Origin of the sequence: Pseudomonas sp. TR47 (genome assembly GCF_044143025.1) — a bacterium.
Taxonomy (GTDB): domain Bacteria; phylum Pseudomonadota; class Gammaproteobacteria; order Pseudomonadales; family Pseudomonadaceae; genus Aquipseudomonas; species Aquipseudomonas putida_E.
In genome coordinates this window covers 61,919-78,859 of the sequence record NZ_JBHFCS010000002.1, presented here as the reverse complement: position 1 = coordinate 78,859, position 16,941 = coordinate 61,919, and the positions used below count along the sequence as shown (strand labels likewise).

General features: G+C 61.3%; 21 protein-coding genes. 10 read left to right on the top strand and 11 right to left on the bottom strand.

Features of this window, described 5'->3' with window-relative positions; translation table 11 throughout:
- Positions 1–49: 49 nt before the first annotated feature.
- The 6 genes from ACEWE8_RS02950 (at position 50) to ACEWE8_RS02925 (ending at position 4,246) form a co-directional block, all read left to right on the top strand.
- Positions 50–1,672, top strand: a complete 1,623-nt coding sequence (locus tag ACEWE8_RS02950; protein ID WP_367903794.1) for a DUF2875 family protein — start codon at positions 50–52, stop codon at positions 1,670–1,672.
- On the top strand, positions 1,669–1,836 hold the full coding sequence (locus ACEWE8_RS02945; RefSeq protein WP_367903793.1) for a hypothetical protein: 168 nt from the start codon (positions 1,669–1,671) through the stop codon (positions 1,834–1,836). Before ACEWE8_RS02950 ends, ACEWE8_RS02945 begins: the two co-directional genes overlap by 4 nt.
- Positions 1,837–2,138: 302 nt before the next feature.
- A complete protein-coding gene (locus ACEWE8_RS02940) occupies positions 2,139–2,441 on the top strand; it encodes a hypothetical protein (RefSeq protein ID WP_046786133.1) in 303 nt (100 codons plus the stop codon).
- Between the two features lie 544 nt (positions 2,442–2,985).
- On the top strand, positions 2,986–3,237 hold the full coding sequence (locus tag ACEWE8_RS02935) for a hypothetical protein (RefSeq protein WP_046786417.1): 252 nt from the start codon (positions 2,986–2,988) through the stop codon (positions 3,235–3,237).
- A 237-nt stretch (positions 3,238–3,474) separates the two neighbouring features.
- Positions 3,475–3,807 (top strand): hypothetical protein, encoded by a 333-nt coding sequence (locus tag ACEWE8_RS02930; RefSeq protein ID WP_080952109.1) that lies wholly within the window; start codon positions 3,475–3,477, stop codon positions 3,805–3,807.
- 109 nt (positions 3,808–3,916) lie between these two features.
- On the top strand, positions 3,917–4,246 hold the full coding sequence (locus ACEWE8_RS02925) for a hypothetical protein (RefSeq protein WP_395589222.1): 330 nt from the start codon (positions 3,917–3,919) through the stop codon (positions 4,244–4,246).
- 33 nt (positions 4,247–4,279) lie between these two features.
- Here ACEWE8_RS02925 and ACEWE8_RS02920 read toward each other — a convergent pair whose 3' ends face one another.
- Positions 4,280–4,477, bottom strand: a complete 198-nt coding sequence (locus tag ACEWE8_RS02920) for a hypothetical protein (protein WP_046786136.1) — start codon at positions 4,475–4,477, stop codon at positions 4,280–4,282.
- A 198-nt stretch (positions 4,478–4,675) separates the two neighbouring features.
- Here ACEWE8_RS02920 and ACEWE8_RS02915 point away from each other — a divergent pair, with 198 nt between their 5' ends.
- The gene (locus tag ACEWE8_RS02915; protein WP_046786137.1) at positions 4,676–5,464 is read left to right on the top strand and encodes an LPS biosynthesis protein; all 789 of its coding nucleotides are present in this window, start codon (positions 4,676–4,678) and stop codon (positions 5,462–5,464) included.
- 85 nt (positions 5,465–5,549) lie between these two features.
- Positions 5,550–6,050, top strand: coding sequence for a methylated-DNA--[protein]-cysteine S-methyltransferase (locus ACEWE8_RS02910; protein ID WP_046786138.1), 501 nt, complete (start codon positions 5,550–5,552; stop codon positions 6,048–6,050).
- 40 nt (positions 6,051–6,090) lie between these two features.
- Here the strand turns inward: ACEWE8_RS02910 and ACEWE8_RS02905 are convergent, their stop codons facing one another.
- A complete protein-coding gene (locus ACEWE8_RS02905; protein ID WP_046786139.1) occupies positions 6,091–6,333 on the bottom strand; it encodes a hypothetical protein in 243 nt (80 codons plus the stop codon).
- A complete protein-coding gene (locus ACEWE8_RS02900; protein ID WP_046786140.1) occupies positions 6,330–7,073 on the bottom strand; it encodes a carbon-nitrogen hydrolase family protein in 744 nt (247 codons plus the stop codon). Before ACEWE8_RS02900 ends, ACEWE8_RS02905 begins: the two co-directional genes overlap by 4 nt.
- 241 nt (positions 7,074–7,314) lie before the next feature.
- Here ACEWE8_RS02900 and ACEWE8_RS02895 point away from each other — a divergent pair, with 241 nt between their 5' ends.
- Positions 7,315–8,007 (top strand): metallophosphoesterase, encoded by a 693-nt coding sequence (locus ACEWE8_RS02895; protein WP_046786141.1) that lies wholly within the window; start codon positions 7,315–7,317, stop codon positions 8,005–8,007.
- Here ACEWE8_RS02895 and ACEWE8_RS02890 read toward each other — a convergent pair.
- The gene (locus ACEWE8_RS02890) at positions 7,988–8,602 is read right to left on the bottom strand and encodes a LysE family translocator (protein ID WP_046786142.1); all 615 of its coding nucleotides are present in this window, start codon (positions 8,600–8,602) and stop codon (positions 7,988–7,990) included. The two genes, ACEWE8_RS02895 and ACEWE8_RS02890, sit on opposite strands and share 20 nt — an antisense overlap.
- Positions 8,603–8,680: 78 nt before the next feature.
- Positions 8,681–9,511: an AraC family transcriptional regulator gene (locus ACEWE8_RS02885; RefSeq protein ID WP_046786143.1), complete on the bottom strand. Its 831-nt coding sequence runs from the start codon at positions 9,509–9,511 to the stop codon at positions 8,681–8,683.
- 130 nt (positions 9,512–9,641) lie between these two features.
- Between ACEWE8_RS02885 and ACEWE8_RS02880 the strand changes: the two genes are divergently transcribed.
- Positions 9,642–10,265: a LysE family translocator gene (locus ACEWE8_RS02880; protein ID WP_046786144.1), complete on the top strand. Its 624-nt coding sequence runs from the start codon at positions 9,642–9,644 to the stop codon at positions 10,263–10,265.
- A gap of 9 nt (positions 10,266–10,274) precedes the next feature.
- Here the strand turns inward: ACEWE8_RS02880 and ACEWE8_RS02875 are convergent, their stop codons facing one another.
- The 6 genes from ACEWE8_RS02875 to ACEWE8_RS02850 form a co-directional block, all read right to left on the bottom strand.
- Positions 10,275–10,550 (bottom strand): peptidylprolyl isomerase, encoded by a 276-nt coding sequence (locus ACEWE8_RS02875; protein WP_046786145.1) that lies wholly within the window; start codon positions 10,548–10,550, stop codon positions 10,275–10,277.
- A gap of 36 nt (positions 10,551–10,586) precedes the next feature.
- Positions 10,587–12,548: an acetoacetate--CoA ligase gene (locus ACEWE8_RS02870; protein WP_367903791.1), complete on the bottom strand. Its 1,962-nt coding sequence runs from the start codon at positions 12,546–12,548 to the stop codon at positions 10,587–10,589.
- A 71-nt stretch (positions 12,549–12,619) separates the two neighbouring features.
- A complete protein-coding gene (eco, locus tag ACEWE8_RS02865; protein ID WP_046786147.1) occupies positions 12,620–13,099 on the bottom strand; it encodes a serine protease inhibitor ecotin in 480 nt (159 codons plus the stop codon).
- 55 nt (positions 13,100–13,154) lie between these two features.
- Positions 13,155–13,925 carry a 3-hydroxybutyrate dehydrogenase gene (gene hbdH, locus ACEWE8_RS02860; protein WP_046786148.1) on the bottom strand — a complete coding sequence of 257 codons (771 nt, stop codon included), beginning with the start codon at positions 13,923–13,925 and terminating at the stop codon, positions 13,155–13,157.
- A gap of 11 nt (positions 13,926–13,936) precedes the next feature.
- Positions 13,937–15,328, bottom strand: a complete 1,392-nt coding sequence (locus ACEWE8_RS02855; protein WP_046786149.1) for a GntP family permease — start codon at positions 15,326–15,328, stop codon at positions 13,937–13,939.
- A gap of 221 nt (positions 15,329–15,549) precedes the next feature.
- Complete coding sequence (locus ACEWE8_RS02850) at positions 15,550–16,932, bottom strand: sigma-54-dependent Fis family transcriptional regulator (RefSeq protein WP_046786150.1); 1,383 nt, start codon at positions 16,930–16,932, stop codon at positions 15,550–15,552.
- Positions 16,933–16,941: the final 9 nt, after the last annotated feature.

Here is a 16,941-nt window from a genome sequence, read left to right as displayed (position 1 = left end):
CACGGGTTTCAGACCGCCCAACCCCAAAACTCATCAGCGGATCGCCGGGGTGCTGATTGTGCTCTGGCTCAGCTTCATCTGGATTGTCCAACTCAAAGCACAGGAAACCGACATGGTACTTCGCGACATGAAACCCGTCATGGCCTGGGGCATTGCTGCTATTGTCGGCTCGCTGCTGGTTATCTTTGGCACTCACTGGTGGGGCAATGCCCTGGCAAGTGAGAAGGCAGAGTTTGCCAATTATCGAAAACAGATAGAGCTCAGAAACGCCGAACAACTGGCCACGCAAGCACGGATCTACGCCTTAGAAATTCGCGGAGTAGGACTTGGAATTCACACTGACGGCCAGTCCGAAATCTGGCAGTTTATCCAGAAAAAGAACGATAATTTCGCTTCGATCTACCCGCAAGACGCGAAAGATTACGATCCGTCATTAGACACTAGGCGAATCTCAGCAGACATCAAAGCCCGTATCGCATTCAAAAATTCGGCAGGTGAAGCAGTTGCGTACTGGCCAATCCCGGTGTTTGCGCTAGGGCCGCCAGATCCCTACGCAAAAGGCTACAGAGCTGCAGGCCTGATCAATGAAGGGCGTAATGCGGCGACCTTGGGCGTTACCCAGTTTCTGTGGCAAGACGATGAAAACACTACCCATGCTCAAGGCATGATCGAGCGACTGTTCACGTTTTTTGACGATAATCCCAAGGTGCCACAGGCCTTGATCGCGAGCCAGGACGGTGACGTGGCGCGTGACCCTTATCGCAAACCGGGCACACCGGGATTGCAAAATGGCCACGTGGTTCCAACAATCTACGAAAACGCGACTGGCCTGCTGGTCACGCGCTCAGACCGAGTGGACCGCTACATTCGCCCCTTCGTCACCCGTGACGCCGAGGACAATCAGGACAAAAAAACTGACTTTGGCAAGTTGTGGGCGTTTTACTGGAACCGGGACAGGGCATTTACAGACTGGTATGAAGCCGACGAGCTCGCCAAAGGCACCGAAGTCTCGGAAGATCCGAGCACCATGTCCAGCGCCTACTGGCAATCGCAACTGCCCACCTTGTGGAAGACCATCGACAATCGTGGCCCAGGCCATTTCGAACCGTCGCCCTGGCTGCCCGTGCGTTGGGCCGAACACCAGTTGAAGGAGTTCGACGCAGCGCCAGTGCTGGGCTATCTGCACCGTCCGATCAAGGTTTTCATGCAGGACGAGCACGGCAAGCGCCTCAAACCCGCATTGCAGGCCAAGGCCTTGCAGGCAGGTTGGCTCAAGGCCCTCGACACGCTGCCCGATGGGCAAAAACCGGTGCGCGTGTTCTATGACACCACTAACAACGCTGAAGCAGAAATCGCCCTGACCAACGCGTTGCACAGCCTCAATACCGATGGCCAAGGCCTGGATGTTGGCAATGTCGACGAGGGCTATGACATCGGTCGACGCCTGGGCAATACCGGCGTCAGCAGCGCGCTGGTGGAAATCAACCTGGCCACCATCGCCAGCTACCACGACGGCGGTGCCAGTGCCGTGGTGTACGCCGGCAGCGACGGCAGCCTCACCGTGCAAATGATCAGCCCGCCAGATGAGGCACGCAAAGCGAAGAACCAGCGCAACCGTGGTGCTGACCCCTTCAAGTATGGCCTCCCAAGTGTCGGGCGACCCAAGGCATGAACCCTCCCATCTGCCTGGGCGACCCCACCAGCAGCGGGGGCAGCGTGCTGTCATGCCAACTGGCTGGCACCCGCAACGGTAAGCCGGTGGTGCTGCAAGGCCATCGGCTGGCATGCGGGTGTCACGGCGTGGTCAGCCATGCGTTGACGGTGAGCGTCGAGTAGCCACGGGTTTTAGACCACCCAACCCCAAACCTCATCAGCGCATCGCAGGTGTGTATTGAGGCCCTCTCGTCTGTTTGGGCTTTTTTTGGGCTGAATCCGCGAGCACCGGCCGGGGTCAGCACAATGCGATCATCGAGCTGCCGCGCCCGGCCTGAAGTTGTACAAATCCTTGATTTTGTAACGGTTATTTAACCGGTGGTCCGATTCAGCCCACAGTTGCGCGTGTACCGGTTGTGCGGTCGTACCGCTTCGCTATGGTGGTATTTGGCCATTCCAAATAGACATCAGTCGGAGGAGGCGGCATGCGAATTCGCGGAGAAACTTATTGGCTGTGGGCGGACCCGACCCTGCATCACCGGGAGCACGATGAGGCTCTTTATAACGGCACGGTTATCGATGTTCAGGTGAGGCTGTCGCGCACAGGCGCTACGCAGATGTTCATCGGCGTCTATGCGGCCGCTGGTACCGCGCTTCACGAGGAGGCGTTCGACTCGAGGCCCGGCGAGTCGATGACCAGAGCGCTGGCGTGGGGCGTGGGGCGTGCACGCCGAATTGCCACCGAGGGTCTGGTTGCTATGGGTAGGCCCGCAACCTGCTTGAAATAGTAAGGATTGCGCAGGAGTACAGATGTACTCTGACGTGCTGGTCCGGCTTCACCGGGGCAGGTAACTTGACGAGGACAACGGAACGCACGCGTGAACGCACCAGTCGTATTTGCAGCAAAGGTGCAATCAGGGCGCCCCGTTGGAGAATCAGATGAACCTTCAGTCCACCAGTCATGATCTTTATGTGCATTCGTACCTTGGTTACCAGGCATCCATTTACGTTCTGTGGGAGTCGTGCACTGACTCACCGACCGGAATGCTGGTGGAGGTCGGCCGGCCCGGCAGCGTCTCGAGAACGCTGCGAGTGAGTCGGGCATTTTCGTCCTCGACGGAGGCCATACTCGAAGGCAAAGTGATGGCTGAGCAGTATGTGCAGAGCCAGGCGGGCAGAGCATGATGCTCACCGCTCGATGCGAAAGCGTTTCTGGCCGACAATGGTCCGGTTCCAGGGCCTTCGTCTATCACTGTATATAAGGGTTAACCGGATCAGGAGGTTTGAACGAAGCGGCTAGTGTTGGGCGTTGTTCTGATTTCTGTTGCAGGGATGGCCAACGCAGGCATCCCATTGGTGAATGCCACATGCCCGGGCGGAATCGAAGTGCACGCGGATGAAGGCGGCCCTGTCTACATTAATGCCAAGGAGGCAAAACTGAAGAAATTCAGTGACGCGTACTACGAAGCCAAGGGCGATGGGGTTACCGTCTCTATCATGGTCAACCCGGATGAGTCTGTGGGGGTCTCGTATACCGGCAAGGGGCGTGCAAATGGCGTTTGTGAGGTGGCCGAGCAAGATTGAGCGGTGCTAATGGCAAAGCGGCATGGCGTGTTCCCGTCAGCTTGCAAATAGGGTAGGGCGCTGCCACATCCTCTATAGCGAAGAAGAATATTGCTCGGTTATGACTGAGGGTTAATATGGGATTGGCCAAAAAAACGAAAAAGGGCGTTGCTCGTTAGCTATTTTCAAAGGGTTGTTGAAGGGGGCGCCGGAGTGTGTCGCGTGAAGAACTCTAGATCGCTCGCAAGCGCAATACTGATGTCAGCGTTGGCTGCAACTTTTATGACGGGGTGTGCACAGAACCCCGATGTTCGGGATGGGCATGATCATACCTCCGGTATCACCGAGAAGAGCCCGCCGGATTATCTAGGGTGCGTCAAGGAAGAGATGCATGGGAGTGCAACCACCTATGAGGTGGGTAGTGGTGATTCGGTGCGTCTGTTCGTCGACAGTACTGACCCCAACACAGCCAATGGCCTTGTAGAGTTGCGCAGCTACGGCACGCGTCAGCAGTTCATGGCCTATCAGCGCGATGCCTGGTATGACCACGGGCGGCTGCTCGATGCAGCCCTCATGTGTTCGAAGGCCTAGCCAGCCCGCGGCAAAACCTGAGTACAAAAGCCCGCGCCCCAGATGCGCGGGCTTTTTGTCATGCAAAACCATGGTTAAAATGCATCCTGTCCACTTGAGTCAAATGCAAATGCCTAACTTTCGCATCTTTTTTTGCTACGCACTGGTCGTCACCCTGGCCGGTTGTGCAAACCCAGGAAAGCCAACAGCCAGCAAGCTGACCCGCAAATCGCCAGAAGTCTATGCCGCCTGTGTATTGCCCAAGTGGCAAGCGTTGGCGCCACTCACGACGCAAAAATCCATTTCCCATGGCTACCGCCTGACCGCACCCAGCGCAGTGACCTCTGATGAAGTCCTGGAAGTGTTGGAGTCCGGTGAGGGCAGCCGGGCGACTTTCTACAAAGGCAGCTTCCTCTCGGGCAACAAGTTGCGGCTGGCGGCCCGGGAATGCCTGGATTGAGGTGATGCCTGCCCCCTGGCAGTCCCATGGCTTCTAGGCTTTCAGATTCATCTGACGGCATTGCACCTGCGCATCTTCTTTGCAGGAGTAACTGGGCTTGAGACGCTCCTTTGCTTGATTGTCGTAGATGTCGTAGCCGCCGCAGACGGTAGCTGCGTAATAGCGACCAGCGACGCGGAAGGATTCCCTTTCGATAGGCACTGCGGGAACGATAACGAATCTTGGTTGCATTGTTCGTGCCTCCCCAGGCAGAGAGTTAAGTATTAGTACCGCCAGGGGTAACCGGCAAGGCGACTCATGCATAAAAGAGAGTCGTCGCGTGAAACGAACGGCAAGACGTTGGTCAGATTGTGTAAGGGCTTTGTAAAAGGGATCGTTCGGTGTCCGAGGGGTATTGTGTTTTAGGTACTCCAAACCGATGATGGCGCGATGAATATATCTCCGTCACAGCTCGATGCCGAGCGCGGCGCGTTCTCAGGTTTCGAGGCGTGCCGAAACACCCAGAAAGGGCCGGTGGTGATTCTTGCGTCGGGCGCTTCTGCCAAACAGTTCCCCTTGCTTGAATTTTCACACCTCCCTGTGATTGCCATGAATGGTTCGGTTTCCCTCACCGCTGCGTGTGCCGTGAAGCCGTTCTTTTACATCTGCACCGACAAAAGCTTTCGCACACAGCAGCCAGAGCTGTTTGCCTTGGCGTTGCGCGATAGCCAGCGCTTGGCACTGTGGCCAGAGCAGTTCGTCGGCGCTGACATCCCGCCCGACACCGAGTGTTATCCGCTGCATAAAGCCGACAACCCCGGCATGCTCGACGGGTTGCGGGGGCACGGCGCAACCCATGTCTGCAGCAGGGCGTTGTGGAGCAAGCGGGCGCGGTCGATCGCCTTCAGCAAAGACCTCTCAAGCGGCTACTTCGATGCCCGGACAGTGGTTTATGTCGCCCTGCAACTGGCGTATCACCTGGGGTTCGAGCAGGTGTTGCTGGTGGGTGTTGACCTGGACCAGTCATTAGGGCGCTTTTACGAGAACGGTGAGGGGCAGCATTCCCCCTGTGGGCTCGACCAGCACTGGGAGAGCCGCATACTGCCGTCGCTGACGCTGATGGCCGAGCAGGTTGTCAGCGAGCGATTCCGGGTTTACAACCTGTCCGAGGTTTCTCGCATACCTGCGGCGTTGATCCCCAAAATCGACCTGGCCCAAGCCCGCCGCATCGCGAGCTGAGTGATTGCCTGAGCAAGAAAGCGGATGCGCGAGGTGTGGGCCGACGCTACAGTGCCCGGACCTAGCCCTGCAGTGAGACACAAGCATGTCCAGCGCCTTCACCCTGATGCAGTCCCCGGTCGGCACCTTGACCCTGGTGGCCCGCGGCGAGCGCCTGGCCGCCGTGCTGTGGGAAGAGGAGCGGGAAAACCGCGTTCGCCTGGGTGAGGTGCATCGGGATGATGAGCAGCCAATACTGCGCGAAGCCGCTCGCCAGTTGGAAGAGTACTTTGCCGGCAAGCGCCAACGGTTCGAGTTGGCACTGGATTTTGCCGGCACCGCCTTTCAGCGCCAGGTGTGGGCGGCGTTGCTCACCATTCCGTTCGGCCAGACCCGAAGCTACAGCGATATCGCCCGGCAGATCGGTAACCCGAGCGCCGTGCGCGCGGTCGGTGCGGCCAACGGCCGTAATCCGATCTCGATCATTGCCCCGTGCCACCGCGTGATTGGCGCATCCGGGAGCCTGACCGGCTTTGCCGGGGGGATGCCGGCCAAGCAGTACCTCTTGGCGCTTGAGGGGCAACAAAGCCTGACTTTGGACCTTTAGCCATGCATTGTCCGCAAAGGTCGCGACTGAATCTGAAAACTCAACTGATCCAATACACGACCAGGCACGCCACCACCGCCAGCGTCGAGCCCGCCATCAGCGTGTACTGCTGATGCGCCCGGCGGGCCTGTGGCCTTACTTCGCGCAGGTACTGACCGGGCGGTGGCGCATCCGGGCGATGGCGCAACCCCTCGGCCAGCTCATTCAGCTGGCTGTTGATCAACAGCCCCACCAGATGATAGGTGCTGGCAAAGCTGGCCACTATCAAAAGCAGATACTTCATGCAGAAGGCATGCTCAGCGGTACGCCGATGGCGCTGGAGTTCGCGGTATCCAGCAAGATGATGCCTTCCTGGCGGCCGTCCAGCGCCGCCAGCAGGTTGCCCTGGCTGTCCCAGGCCGCCGAGCCGCCGGCACCCACGAAGTTGTCGGCCGGGCCCACACAGTTGGCCATCAATACCGGGATACCTAAAGTGCGAGCGACTTGCGGGTAGTGCTCATTGCCTTCCCGGATGCCCTTCGCCGTCTTCGCCACGCTCACCAGGTACAACTCTGCGCCCCTGTCGCGGGCTTGTGCTGCATGCGCGATGAACATCGACTCGTAACAGATGGCGGGTGCTACCTGCAGTTGCCCTGCGGCGAAAACCAAGGGCTGGTCACCGGCCGAAAAAAACGCCAGCTCGTCCTCGTGCAGCCGTTGTTTGGCGTAGGCCAGCCGCGGCTGGCCGGGGCGCAGGATCGGCATTGCGATCTGAATGCCATCTGCGGTGGGCAGTGGCAGGCCCACGGCTACGCAGATTGCCAGGCGGTCGCAGATTCGCTGCAGCGGATCGAGCCGGGCAGAGGTGAGCGGCAAGGCCACCTGCCTTGCCAGGGTAGGCTCGTAACCGGTCAGCGACAGCTCGGGGAACACCACCAGTTCGGCGCCCAGGTCTGCGGCCTGCTCTATGCAGTGCAGGTGGCGGTCGAGATTGACTTGTAGTTCGCCTTTGACTGATGCCAGCTGTACGGCACAGAGTTTCATGGGTAATTCCCTTCCCTGGTACAGATCGAAAGGCCGAGCATACTATCGGCGGGATCACCTGTTCCAGTGAAGGGTATTTCAGGAGGCCGCGGGCGTGGCGAAACATTGGCGAAACCAGTTCGAACTGCGCAGGTGCTGTGCCTTGTGCCATGCTGTTGGTTGATAGGGCCATGAGCACGTCATGCACGAGAGCGGTACCCATCATCCGCTCCCCAACGTGCGGCAACAGAGGAACAATGCAATGAGCCGGTTTCGGCGGGTAGCCGCCAACAGCCACGGGCGTGACCTGGCTGTTGGCGATATTCACGGGCATTTTCGGCGCCTGGAGCAGTGCCTGGAGGCGGTAGGGTTCGACCCTGCGGTGGATCGGCTATTCAGTGTTGGTGATCTGGTCGACCGCGGGCCGCACAGTATCGAGGCCCTGACGTGGCTGACCAAGCCTTGGTTCCATGCCGTGCAGGGCAACCATGAGTCGCTGGCCATCACCTGCCTGTACGGTGGGCGGCTGGATCTGGACATGTATCGGGCAGCGGGCGGCGGCTGGTTTCTCGATCTGCCAAAGGATGAGCAGGCGCTTTTCGTCGAACACTTCCTGCAGCTGCCGATAGCCATGGAAGTACAGACAGAGGCCGGGTTGATTGGCGTGCTGCATGCCGACAGCCCGTTTGCAGACTGGGCCGAGCTGCGCGCCAGTCTGCTCGAGGATGATGACCCGGGGGTGCGTGAAGTCTGCCAGTGGTCGCGCCGGCGGCTCAAAGAAGGGGATACCGGCGCCGTCGAAGGCGTGCGTGCCCTGCTGGTGGGCCATACGCCGGTGCTCCAGGCCAAACGGTTGGGTAACGTCTGGCACCTGGACACCGGTGGCTGGGCAAGTGGCCATTTCAGCCTGATGGACTTGGCCAGCCTGGCGCTGCTCAACCCTGCACCAGGCTGAAAAGCAATGCACCTGCCAGTGCAATCAGCATCATCCCCGAGGCCCGCTCCAGCCAGGGCAGGGCATGAGAAAAGCGCCGTAGCAGGCGCTTGTTGCCGATGGCCGCTGCCACCAGCAAATCCCACAGCAGAACGATGGTGAACATCCAGGCGCCATAGGCCCACTTCCAGGCAGCACCGCTGTTGGCGACCATGCTGGCGAGGCTGGCGTAGAACAGTGCGTTCTTGGGGTTGAGCCCCCCAGATACCAAGCCCATGCCCAGCCCTCGCCACCAGCCGCTCACTGCCCCTAGGGTATCCACCGCAGCCAGGCCGGACTGCCCGGCATGGCGCAGGAACAGCGCGCCTATATAAAGCAGGTAAACCGCGCCGGCCAACTGCAAGGCGATGAACACCGGGCTGCCTTCTTGAAGTACCGCCAGGCCCGCGAAGGCCAGGCTGATGAACAGGCCATTGGCCAGAGCGATGCCCAGGCAGGTGCCACTGGCGACGCGCCAACCGGCGCTGATCGAGGTACGAGCGACCAGAAAGAAGTCCGGGCCTGGGGAAAGCAGGGCCAGGAAGTGGGCGAGGGCGACGATCAGAAACTGCTCCATGGTGCGGGCTATCTCGAGTGATAAAGCCGCAGTGTGGAGGCGGGGCAGGACCAGGTATTGAAGATTATTGCGGGTTGCTTAGGGCCTCTGATCCAGACGCAGCCGATATTGCCCCGGCGTCACGCCCACATGCGCCTTGAATACCCGCTGAAAATGGCTCTGATCGGCAAACCCCAGTCGATAGGCCACCTCGGCCAGCGCCAGCCCGTCGCGCAGCAGCCGCCGGCCCCGGTTGATGCGGGCATTGATCAGGTAGGCATGCGGCGTCAGCCCGGTGGCCGCGCGGAACGCACGGATCAACTGATAACGGCCAAGCCCTGCTTGCCGGGCAAGCACTTCAAGACTCAAGCGGGCCGGGTCTTGAGCTTCGATGCACTCGATCAGGCTACGCAGGGCCGGCATGCCCAATGCTGGCGCTGGCGCAGCCGCCAGGTGAGGATGCTGGGCAAAATCATGATCACCCATGAAGGCGATCAGTGCGGCTTCCTTTTCGCCGCTGCTCGCACCCGAGAACAGCAATTCATTCAACCCGCAGAACTCGCGGTACAACGCAGGCAGCCGGCTGATACGCGCCGGCGCCCCCGGCCCGGCCGCGTCGAGCCCCGACTCCAGGCGCAGCTGCGCAAGCCACTGGGCCTCGACATGCAGCATCTGGTAGCTCCATGCCTGGCCGGGCTCGGGGTTGCAGGCATGCACCCGCTGCGCCGGCACCAACACCAGCGTGCCTGGGGTCAGCCGCTGCTGCCCATCACCTGCGCCAGTGAAGACGCTGCACCCCGCATCCACCGCGCCGATGGAGAATGTCGGGTGGCTATGAGCCTTGTAACAGGCGCGGCTGTGGCAGGCCCGGCGGCTTTCCACCCAGGGCAGGGCCGGATCGCGCCAGAGTGAGGAGCGGGTAGGGTGCATGCTGGAGCCCTCGTTGAGGCTGGCAGCTTAACAGCGCCGAACGCGCTGCCGTACAGTTTTTCCCTGTGGCTGTACCTTGACCGGTACCGCTCAAGCATCGACATTGGCGGCAGATTTCCAGGAGAACGAAATGGACCTGTCGAGCCTGCTGTTATTCATCCCCGCCTGCTTCGCCCTGAACATGGCACCGGGGCCGAACAACCTGTTGTCGTTGCACAATGCCAGCCGCTATGGCCTGCGTACCGCATGCGTGGCAGGTGGCGGGCGCATTCTCGCCTTCAGCGGCATGATTGCCCTGGCGGCGATGGGCCTGGCGGTGGTGCTGCACACCAGTGAGTACCTGTTCCTGGTGATCAAGGTGGTGGGTGCGGCCTACCTGTTCTACATCGCCTGGCAGCTGTGGCGCGCTCCGGTGGGCGAGGCCCTGGTGGCGAGCGAGCAACCGCGTGGCGTTTGGCGCCTGGCGCGGCAGGAGTTCTGGGTGGCCGCAGGCAACCCGAAAGCAATCCTGATTTTTACCGCCTTCCTGCCGCAGTTCGTCTCGGTGGGCAGCCCCACCCCGGTCAGTGAGCAGTTCCTCTGGCTGGGGGTACTGTTCCTGCTCCTGGAGTGGGCGGCGATTGCCATCTATGCCGGCCTTGGCGCCTACCTGCAGCGCTGGTTCAGCCAGCCGGGGCCGCGCCGGCTGTTCAACCGGGTCAGCGCCTGCCTGCTCGGTTGCGCTGGCCTCGGTTTGCTGGCCGCACGCCGTTAACGGCGCTGTTCAGTCGCGGTAGAAGGTCTGCACCAGGTGATAGCCGAACTTGCTCTTTATCGGCCCGTGCACCACACGCAGGGGTTTCTTGAAAATTACCTGGTCGATCGCCCCCACCAGCTGCCCCGGGCGCACTTCGCCCAGGTCGCCGCCACGCTTGCCTGAAGGGCAGGTGGAAAACTTCTTGGCCAGCACGTCGAAGGCCTCGCCATTGGCGATGCGCTGTTTGAGCTTTTCGGCCTCCTCAGCGGTCTTGACCAGGATGTGGCGGGCTTGAGCTTTCATGGGACACCTGTGCTTCTGGGTGAAAAAAGGGCGCCATTATGCCTGAACGTGCAGCTCCGTGCGGTCACGAAAAAACTCAAGTGCTTCCGGGTTGGCCAGCGCGTCGGTATTTTTCACGGGTAACCCGTGCACCACATTACGCACCGCCAGCTCCACCAGCTTGCCGCTGATGGTACGTGGAATATCACTGACCTGCAGGATCACCGCCGGTACATGGCGCGGCGTGGTGTACTGGCGGATCACCTGGCGAATGCGCTGTTGCAACGGCTCATCTAGCGCCAGGCCATCACGCAGACGCACGAACAGCACGACACGCACATCGCCTTTCCATTGCTGGCCGATGGCGACACTTTCCAGCACCTGCTCGACCTTTTCTACCTGCCGATAGATTTCCGCCGTGCCGATACGCACGCCACCGGGGTTGAGCACGGCATCGGAACGCCCATGGATCACCATGCCGCCTGTGGTGAGCTGCTCGGCGTAGTCGCCCTGCGCCCAGACACCGGGAAACTGGCTGAAGTAGGCCTCGCGGTAGCGGCTGCCATCGTTGTCGTTCCAAAACCCCCGGGGCATCGACGGGAAGTGGCGGGCGCACACCAGCTCGCCTTTTTCACCGGTCACCGGCTGGCCGTGCTCATTCCACACTTGCACCGCCATGCCCAGGCCCTTGCAGGCAATTTCGCCACGGCGTACCGGCAGCGTCGGGTTGCCCAGCACGAAGCAGGACACGATATCGGTACCACCGGACATGGACGCCAGGCACAGATCGGCCTTTATCTTGCGGTAAACGTAGTCGTAACTGTGCGGCGACAGCGGTGAGCCGGTGGAGAGGATCAGGCGCAGGCTGGCCAGTCGATGACTGCGTGCCGGCTCCAGGCCTTCCTGTTCAAGTGCGGCCAGGTACTTGGCGCTGGTACCGAAGGCCTGGATGCCTTCGGCGTCGATCAGGTCGAGCAGGCGCTCAGGCCCCGGGTGGAAGGGGGAGCCGTCATACAGCACCAGAGTGGCCCCGACTGCCAGGCCACTGGCCAGCCAGTTCCACATCATCCAGCCGCAGGTGGTGTAGTAGAACAGCACGTCATCGGCCTTGAGGTCATTGTGCAGGCCGTGTTCCTTGAGGTGTTGCAGCAGGACACCGCCGGCGCTGTGGACGATGCACTTGGGCACGCCTGTGGTGCCGCTGGAATAGAGGATGTACAGCGGGTGATCGAACGGTAAGGGGGTGAAGCCTGGCTCACCTCCTGCGTGGTAGAAGTCGCCCCACAGGCTGACCTTGGCAGGGGTACTGAATTCGTCGGCCTGGGTGTCCGGCCGCGTGTAGGGCACCACGATCAGTTGCTGCAGCCCGGGCAACTGCGCGCAGACCTGGTTGATCTTGTCGACCTGGTCGATCTGTTTGCCGGCGTACTGGTAACCGGCACAGACGATCAGCAGCTTGGGCTCGATCTGGCCGAAACGGTCGATGATGCCGTGCAGGCCAAACTCCGGCGATGACGTCGACCAGACGGCGCCGAGGCTGGTGCAGGCGAGCATGGCCACGAGGGTTTCCCAGGTGTTGGGCATCACTGCGCCAATGCGGTCACCTGGCTCGATACCGGCATTTTTGAAGGCCTTCTGCAGCCCGGCTACCTCAGCGGCCAGTTGCGCGTGGCTCAGTGAGCGGCGCTCGCCGTCTTCGCGCACGGCCGTCACCGCAGTGTGATCGTCACGCCGGCGTAGCAGGTGTTCGGCGAAGTTGAGGGTGGCCTTGGCGAACCACCGAGCATCGGGCATCTGTGCACCTTCGCTCAGTACCTGGCTGGGTGGGCTATGCCACAACACCTGGAAATAGTCGGCAATGGATTCCCAAAAAGCGGCGCGCTGCTCGATGCTCCAGCTGTGCAGTGCTGCGTAATCATTGAGCTGCAGGTTGTAGCGCAGGTTGATCCAGCGGCGAAAGGCATCCATTCGGCTGGCCTCGATTTGCGCCGCAGCAGGACACCAAAGCACATCATTCATGCCATACCTCCCATTGCCAAGACGCGCTTGATCGCCAGCTTGCCGTCGATCAAGCACCGCTACGCTTCAATTTACTCCACCTTGGCCTCTTGCACGTCCTGCGATGCCGACCACACGCGGTAACGCACTTGCACGCCATCAGGCACATACACCACGACAGGCAACTTGCTGTTGTAGTGCAGCAGGAAGCCTTCACCGACCACCGGCACGAACGTCTCGGTCTTTTTGCCATCCGGGCAGGCCATCAGGGTACTGGCCGGCCCGCCGACCTTGTCCAGGCGGTAATAGCTGTAACCCCAGCCTTGGAGGGTGTGTTCCTCCAGGCTGCCGGCCAGGCGCTGGCGGTTACAGTCCACCTGCAGCGTTTTGCCAGCCAGAATTTCCAGCTTGTAGGCTTGCTCCTCGGGTTGTGCGGGCAGGTGGATGACCTGCCGGGTAAAGCCTTTTTCAGCGTCGGGGTAAGGCGCGATGTCCTTCAGGCTGGCGGCCGTCGCTGGGGCAGTGGCCGCCAGGGTCAGGGCCAGGATCGCGGACAGGGGGGTTGGGCGCATAGGGCCTCCTTGCAGTTGAACGATGGCAAGACCCGCACCAGGCCCAGGCCGCCCATCACTGGGCCAGCCAGCCACCATCGACATTCCAGGCGGCGCCGCGGACCTGGCTTGCGGCCTCGCTGCACAGGAATAGTACCAGCTCGCCCAGGTGTTCAGGAGTGACGAAGGCCAATGAAGGTTGCTTCTCGGCCAGCAAATCCGCTTGCGCCTGCTGCGGGTCGACACCCTTGGCGGCGCGTTCGTCGATCTGCTTTTGCACCAGCGGGGTCAGCACCCAGCCCGGGCAGATGGCGTTGCAGGTGACATTGCCAGTCGCTGTTTCCAGCCCCACCACCTTGGTCAGGCCGACCACGCCGTGCTTGGCTGCCACATAGGCGGCTTTGCCGGTAGAACCGACCAACCCGTGCACCGAGGCGATATTGACGATTCGTCCCCAGTTGCGCTCACGCATGCCCGGCAGCGCCAGTCGCGTGCCATGGAACACCGCCGACAGGTTCAGGGCGATGATCTTGTCCCAGCTTTCCAGCGGAAACTGCTCGACCGGCGCCACATGCTGGATGCCCGCATTATTGACCAGGATGTCGACGCCGCCGAAGGTCTGCTCGGCAAACGCGAACAATGCTTCTATCTGGGCCACCTCGCCAAGGTCGGCCGGATGGTGCGCAGCCTTCACCCCATGCTGCGCAACCTCGGCCAGAGCCGGTGCCGGGTCGCCGAAACCGTTGAGCAGGATGTTGGCGCCGGCGCGGGCCAGCACCTGGGCGATGCCCAGGCCGATGCCGCTGGTGGAACCGGTGACGAGTGCAGTCTTGCCTTTGAGGGTCATGCAAAAGCTCCTTAGACGATGCCGGTGGCGTAGAACGTGGCGATGACCACGAAGACCGCCAGGGTCTTGATCAGGGTAATACCGAAAATGTCCTTGTAGGCCTCGCGGTGGGTCAAGCCGGTGACAGCCAGCAAGGTGATCACCGCACCGTTGTGCGGCAGGGTGTCCATGCCGCCACTGGCCATCGCGGCCACCCGGTGCAGCACCTCGAGCGGGATGTTGGCGGCGTTTGCCGCAGCGATGAAGCTGTCGCCCATGGCCGCCAGGGCAATGCTCATGCCGCCAGAGGCGGAGCCGGTGATGCCGGCCAGCAAGGTCACGGTGATCGCTTCATTGACCAGTGGGTTGGGGATGCCGCGCAGGGCGTCGGCCAGTACCAGAAAGCCTGGCAGCGAAGCGATCACAGCACCAAAACCGTACTCGGAGGCCGTGTTCATGGCGGCCAGCAAGGCGCCCCCGACGGCACTTTTGGTGCCTTCGGCCAGGCGCTCACGAATGGCGCCGAAGGCGCACACCAGCACCATCAGGATGCCCACCAGCAGCGCGGCCTGCACTGCCCAGATCGCCGTGAGCTTGGCCACGTCGCTGTTCACCGGCGCACTCATGCCCGGCAGTTGCAGGCTATGGCTGGCCCCATACCACTGCGGGATCCAGTGGGTGAACAGCAGGTTCATCACACCTACCAGTACCAGCGGCGAAAGCGCCAGCCATGGGTTGGGCAAGGTCAGATCGGCGGCGGTTTCCGGTTCGTTGCGCAGGTTGCTGCCATAGCCCTCGCCGGCGCGCTGGGCCTTGTTACGCTGGCGTTGCAGGTAAAGCATGCCGCTGCAGAACACGAACACCGTGCCAATCAGCCCCAACCAGGGCGCGGCCCAGGCGGTGGTGTTGAAGAAGGTGCTGGGGATGATGTTCTGGATCTGCGGGGTGCCGGGCAGGGCGTCCATGGTGAACGAGAAGGCGCCCAAGGCGATGGTTGCCGGGATCAGGCGCTTGGGAATATCACTTTGGCGGAACATTTCGGCGGCGAACGGGTACACCGCGAACACCACCACAAACAGCGATACCCCACCATAAGTGAGCAAAGCGCAAACGAGCACGATCACCAGCATGGCCTGGCGGGTGCCGAGCAGGCGGATGGCTGCGGCGACGATCGAGCGCGAGAAACCGGACAGTTCGATGAGCTTGCCGAACAGCGCGCCAAGCAGGAACACCGGGAAGTACAGCTTGATGAAGCCGACCATCTTTTCCATGAACACCCCGGTAAAGGCGGGCGCCACGGCGGCGGGGTCGGTCAGCAGCACCGCGCCGAGAGCGGCGATGGGAGCGAAGAGGATCACGCTGTAACCGCGGTAGGCGGCCAGCATCAGCAGGGCCAAAGCGGCGAGGGCGATGAGCACGGTCATCGGGTAGATCTCCTGGGTAGGTCTTTTTGTTATCGGTGACCGGGAGATAGCGGGAATCGTGCCAACAGTTAACTTATTGATTCTTAAAGCATTTTGTTGAATTAAAGATTGCTGTGTCTCTTATTTGAGATTAGCTGCGGTAGCTATTGCTCCCAACTACGTTTCAGGGCAAAGCGCCCGCAGCAGTCTCTATTTTGAAACATCAGTCTCCAATAAGAGACTCATACTCCCAATGCCACTTTCTTCTTGTAGAACGTCGAACGGCCCAAACCCAATGCTTTGGCTGCTTCCACCACATTGCCGGCGTGTTCGGCCAACGTGTCGGCAATCAGTTTGCGCTCGAATTGCGCACAGGCATCGCGGTAGCTTTGCCTACCGGTAGTCGTGGCAAGCGGCGCCACCGGCCCTAGTGCCTCGCGCAAGTCCAAGGCGGTAAGGCGCGGCTGGTCTGCCAGCAGGGTTGCCCGTTCCAGCACGTTGCGCAGCTCACGGATGTTCCCTGGCCAGGCATGGCGTGCCAGCAATTGCAGCGCATCGGGCTCCAGCTCGAACTGGCTGCCCAGTTCGGCCAGGATCGCCTCGCATAACGCGGGCAGGTCTTCGAGGCGCTCGCGCAGCGGCGGTGCCTGGATTGGCAGCACATTCAGGCGGTAATACAGATCGGCGCGAAACGCCCCGCGGGCCATGGCCGCCTGCAAATCGATTGACGTGGCAGCGATGATGCGCACGTCGCTGCGCAGCATCTGGTTCGAGCCCACCGGTTCGTATTCCTTCTCCTGCAATACGCGCAGCAGTTTGCTTTGCAGGGCCAGGGGCATGTCGCCGATTTCGTCGAGGAACAAGGTGCCACCCTCGGCCAACTGCAACTTGCCGCTGCGCCCCTTACGGTCAGCGCCGGTAAAGGCGCCCGGGGCCGTGCCAAAGAACTCGGCTTCCAGCAGCGCCTCGGGGATCGCTGCACTGTTGATGCTGACAAAGGCTTTGTGCGCACGTGCCGAGGCTGCGTGAATGGCATGGGCCAGCAGCTCCTTGCCGGTACCGGTTTCGCCGAGCAACAACACCGGCGACTCGCTGGCCGCGCCACGCCTGGCACGGCGTTTGGCCTCAAGGCTCGCCGCGCTGCTGCCGACGAACTGGGCAAAACTGTATTTGGCTTGGCGCGCGCGCAGTTGCGAACGTGTCGTGGCCAGTTCCTGCTGCATGCTCGAATAGCGCTTGAGCAGTGGCGACAGGCTGCGCAATTCGTCGAACAGGGCAAAGCCGATGGCACCGATAAGCGCCCCCTGGGCATCGTGGATCGGCAGGCGCATGACCACCAGTGGCTCCTTGGCGGTGTCGAGCATGTCCAGCAGGATCGGCCGGCCGTTACTCACCACCTCGCGCATCAGGCTGCCTGGGATCACCGTTTCGCATGGCTGGCCGATGGCACTGGCGGCATCGGCCAGGCCAAAACGGCGGGCATAGCGTTCGTTCATCCACACGATTCGCGCCTCGCGGTCGACGATCACCGTGCCCTCGCTGGACTGCTCGATGATTTCGAACAGCGAGCGGATCGCCAGTTGCCGTACCTGAGGATAGTCCTTGAGGGTATTGCTTTCTTGCATGGCAGTTCC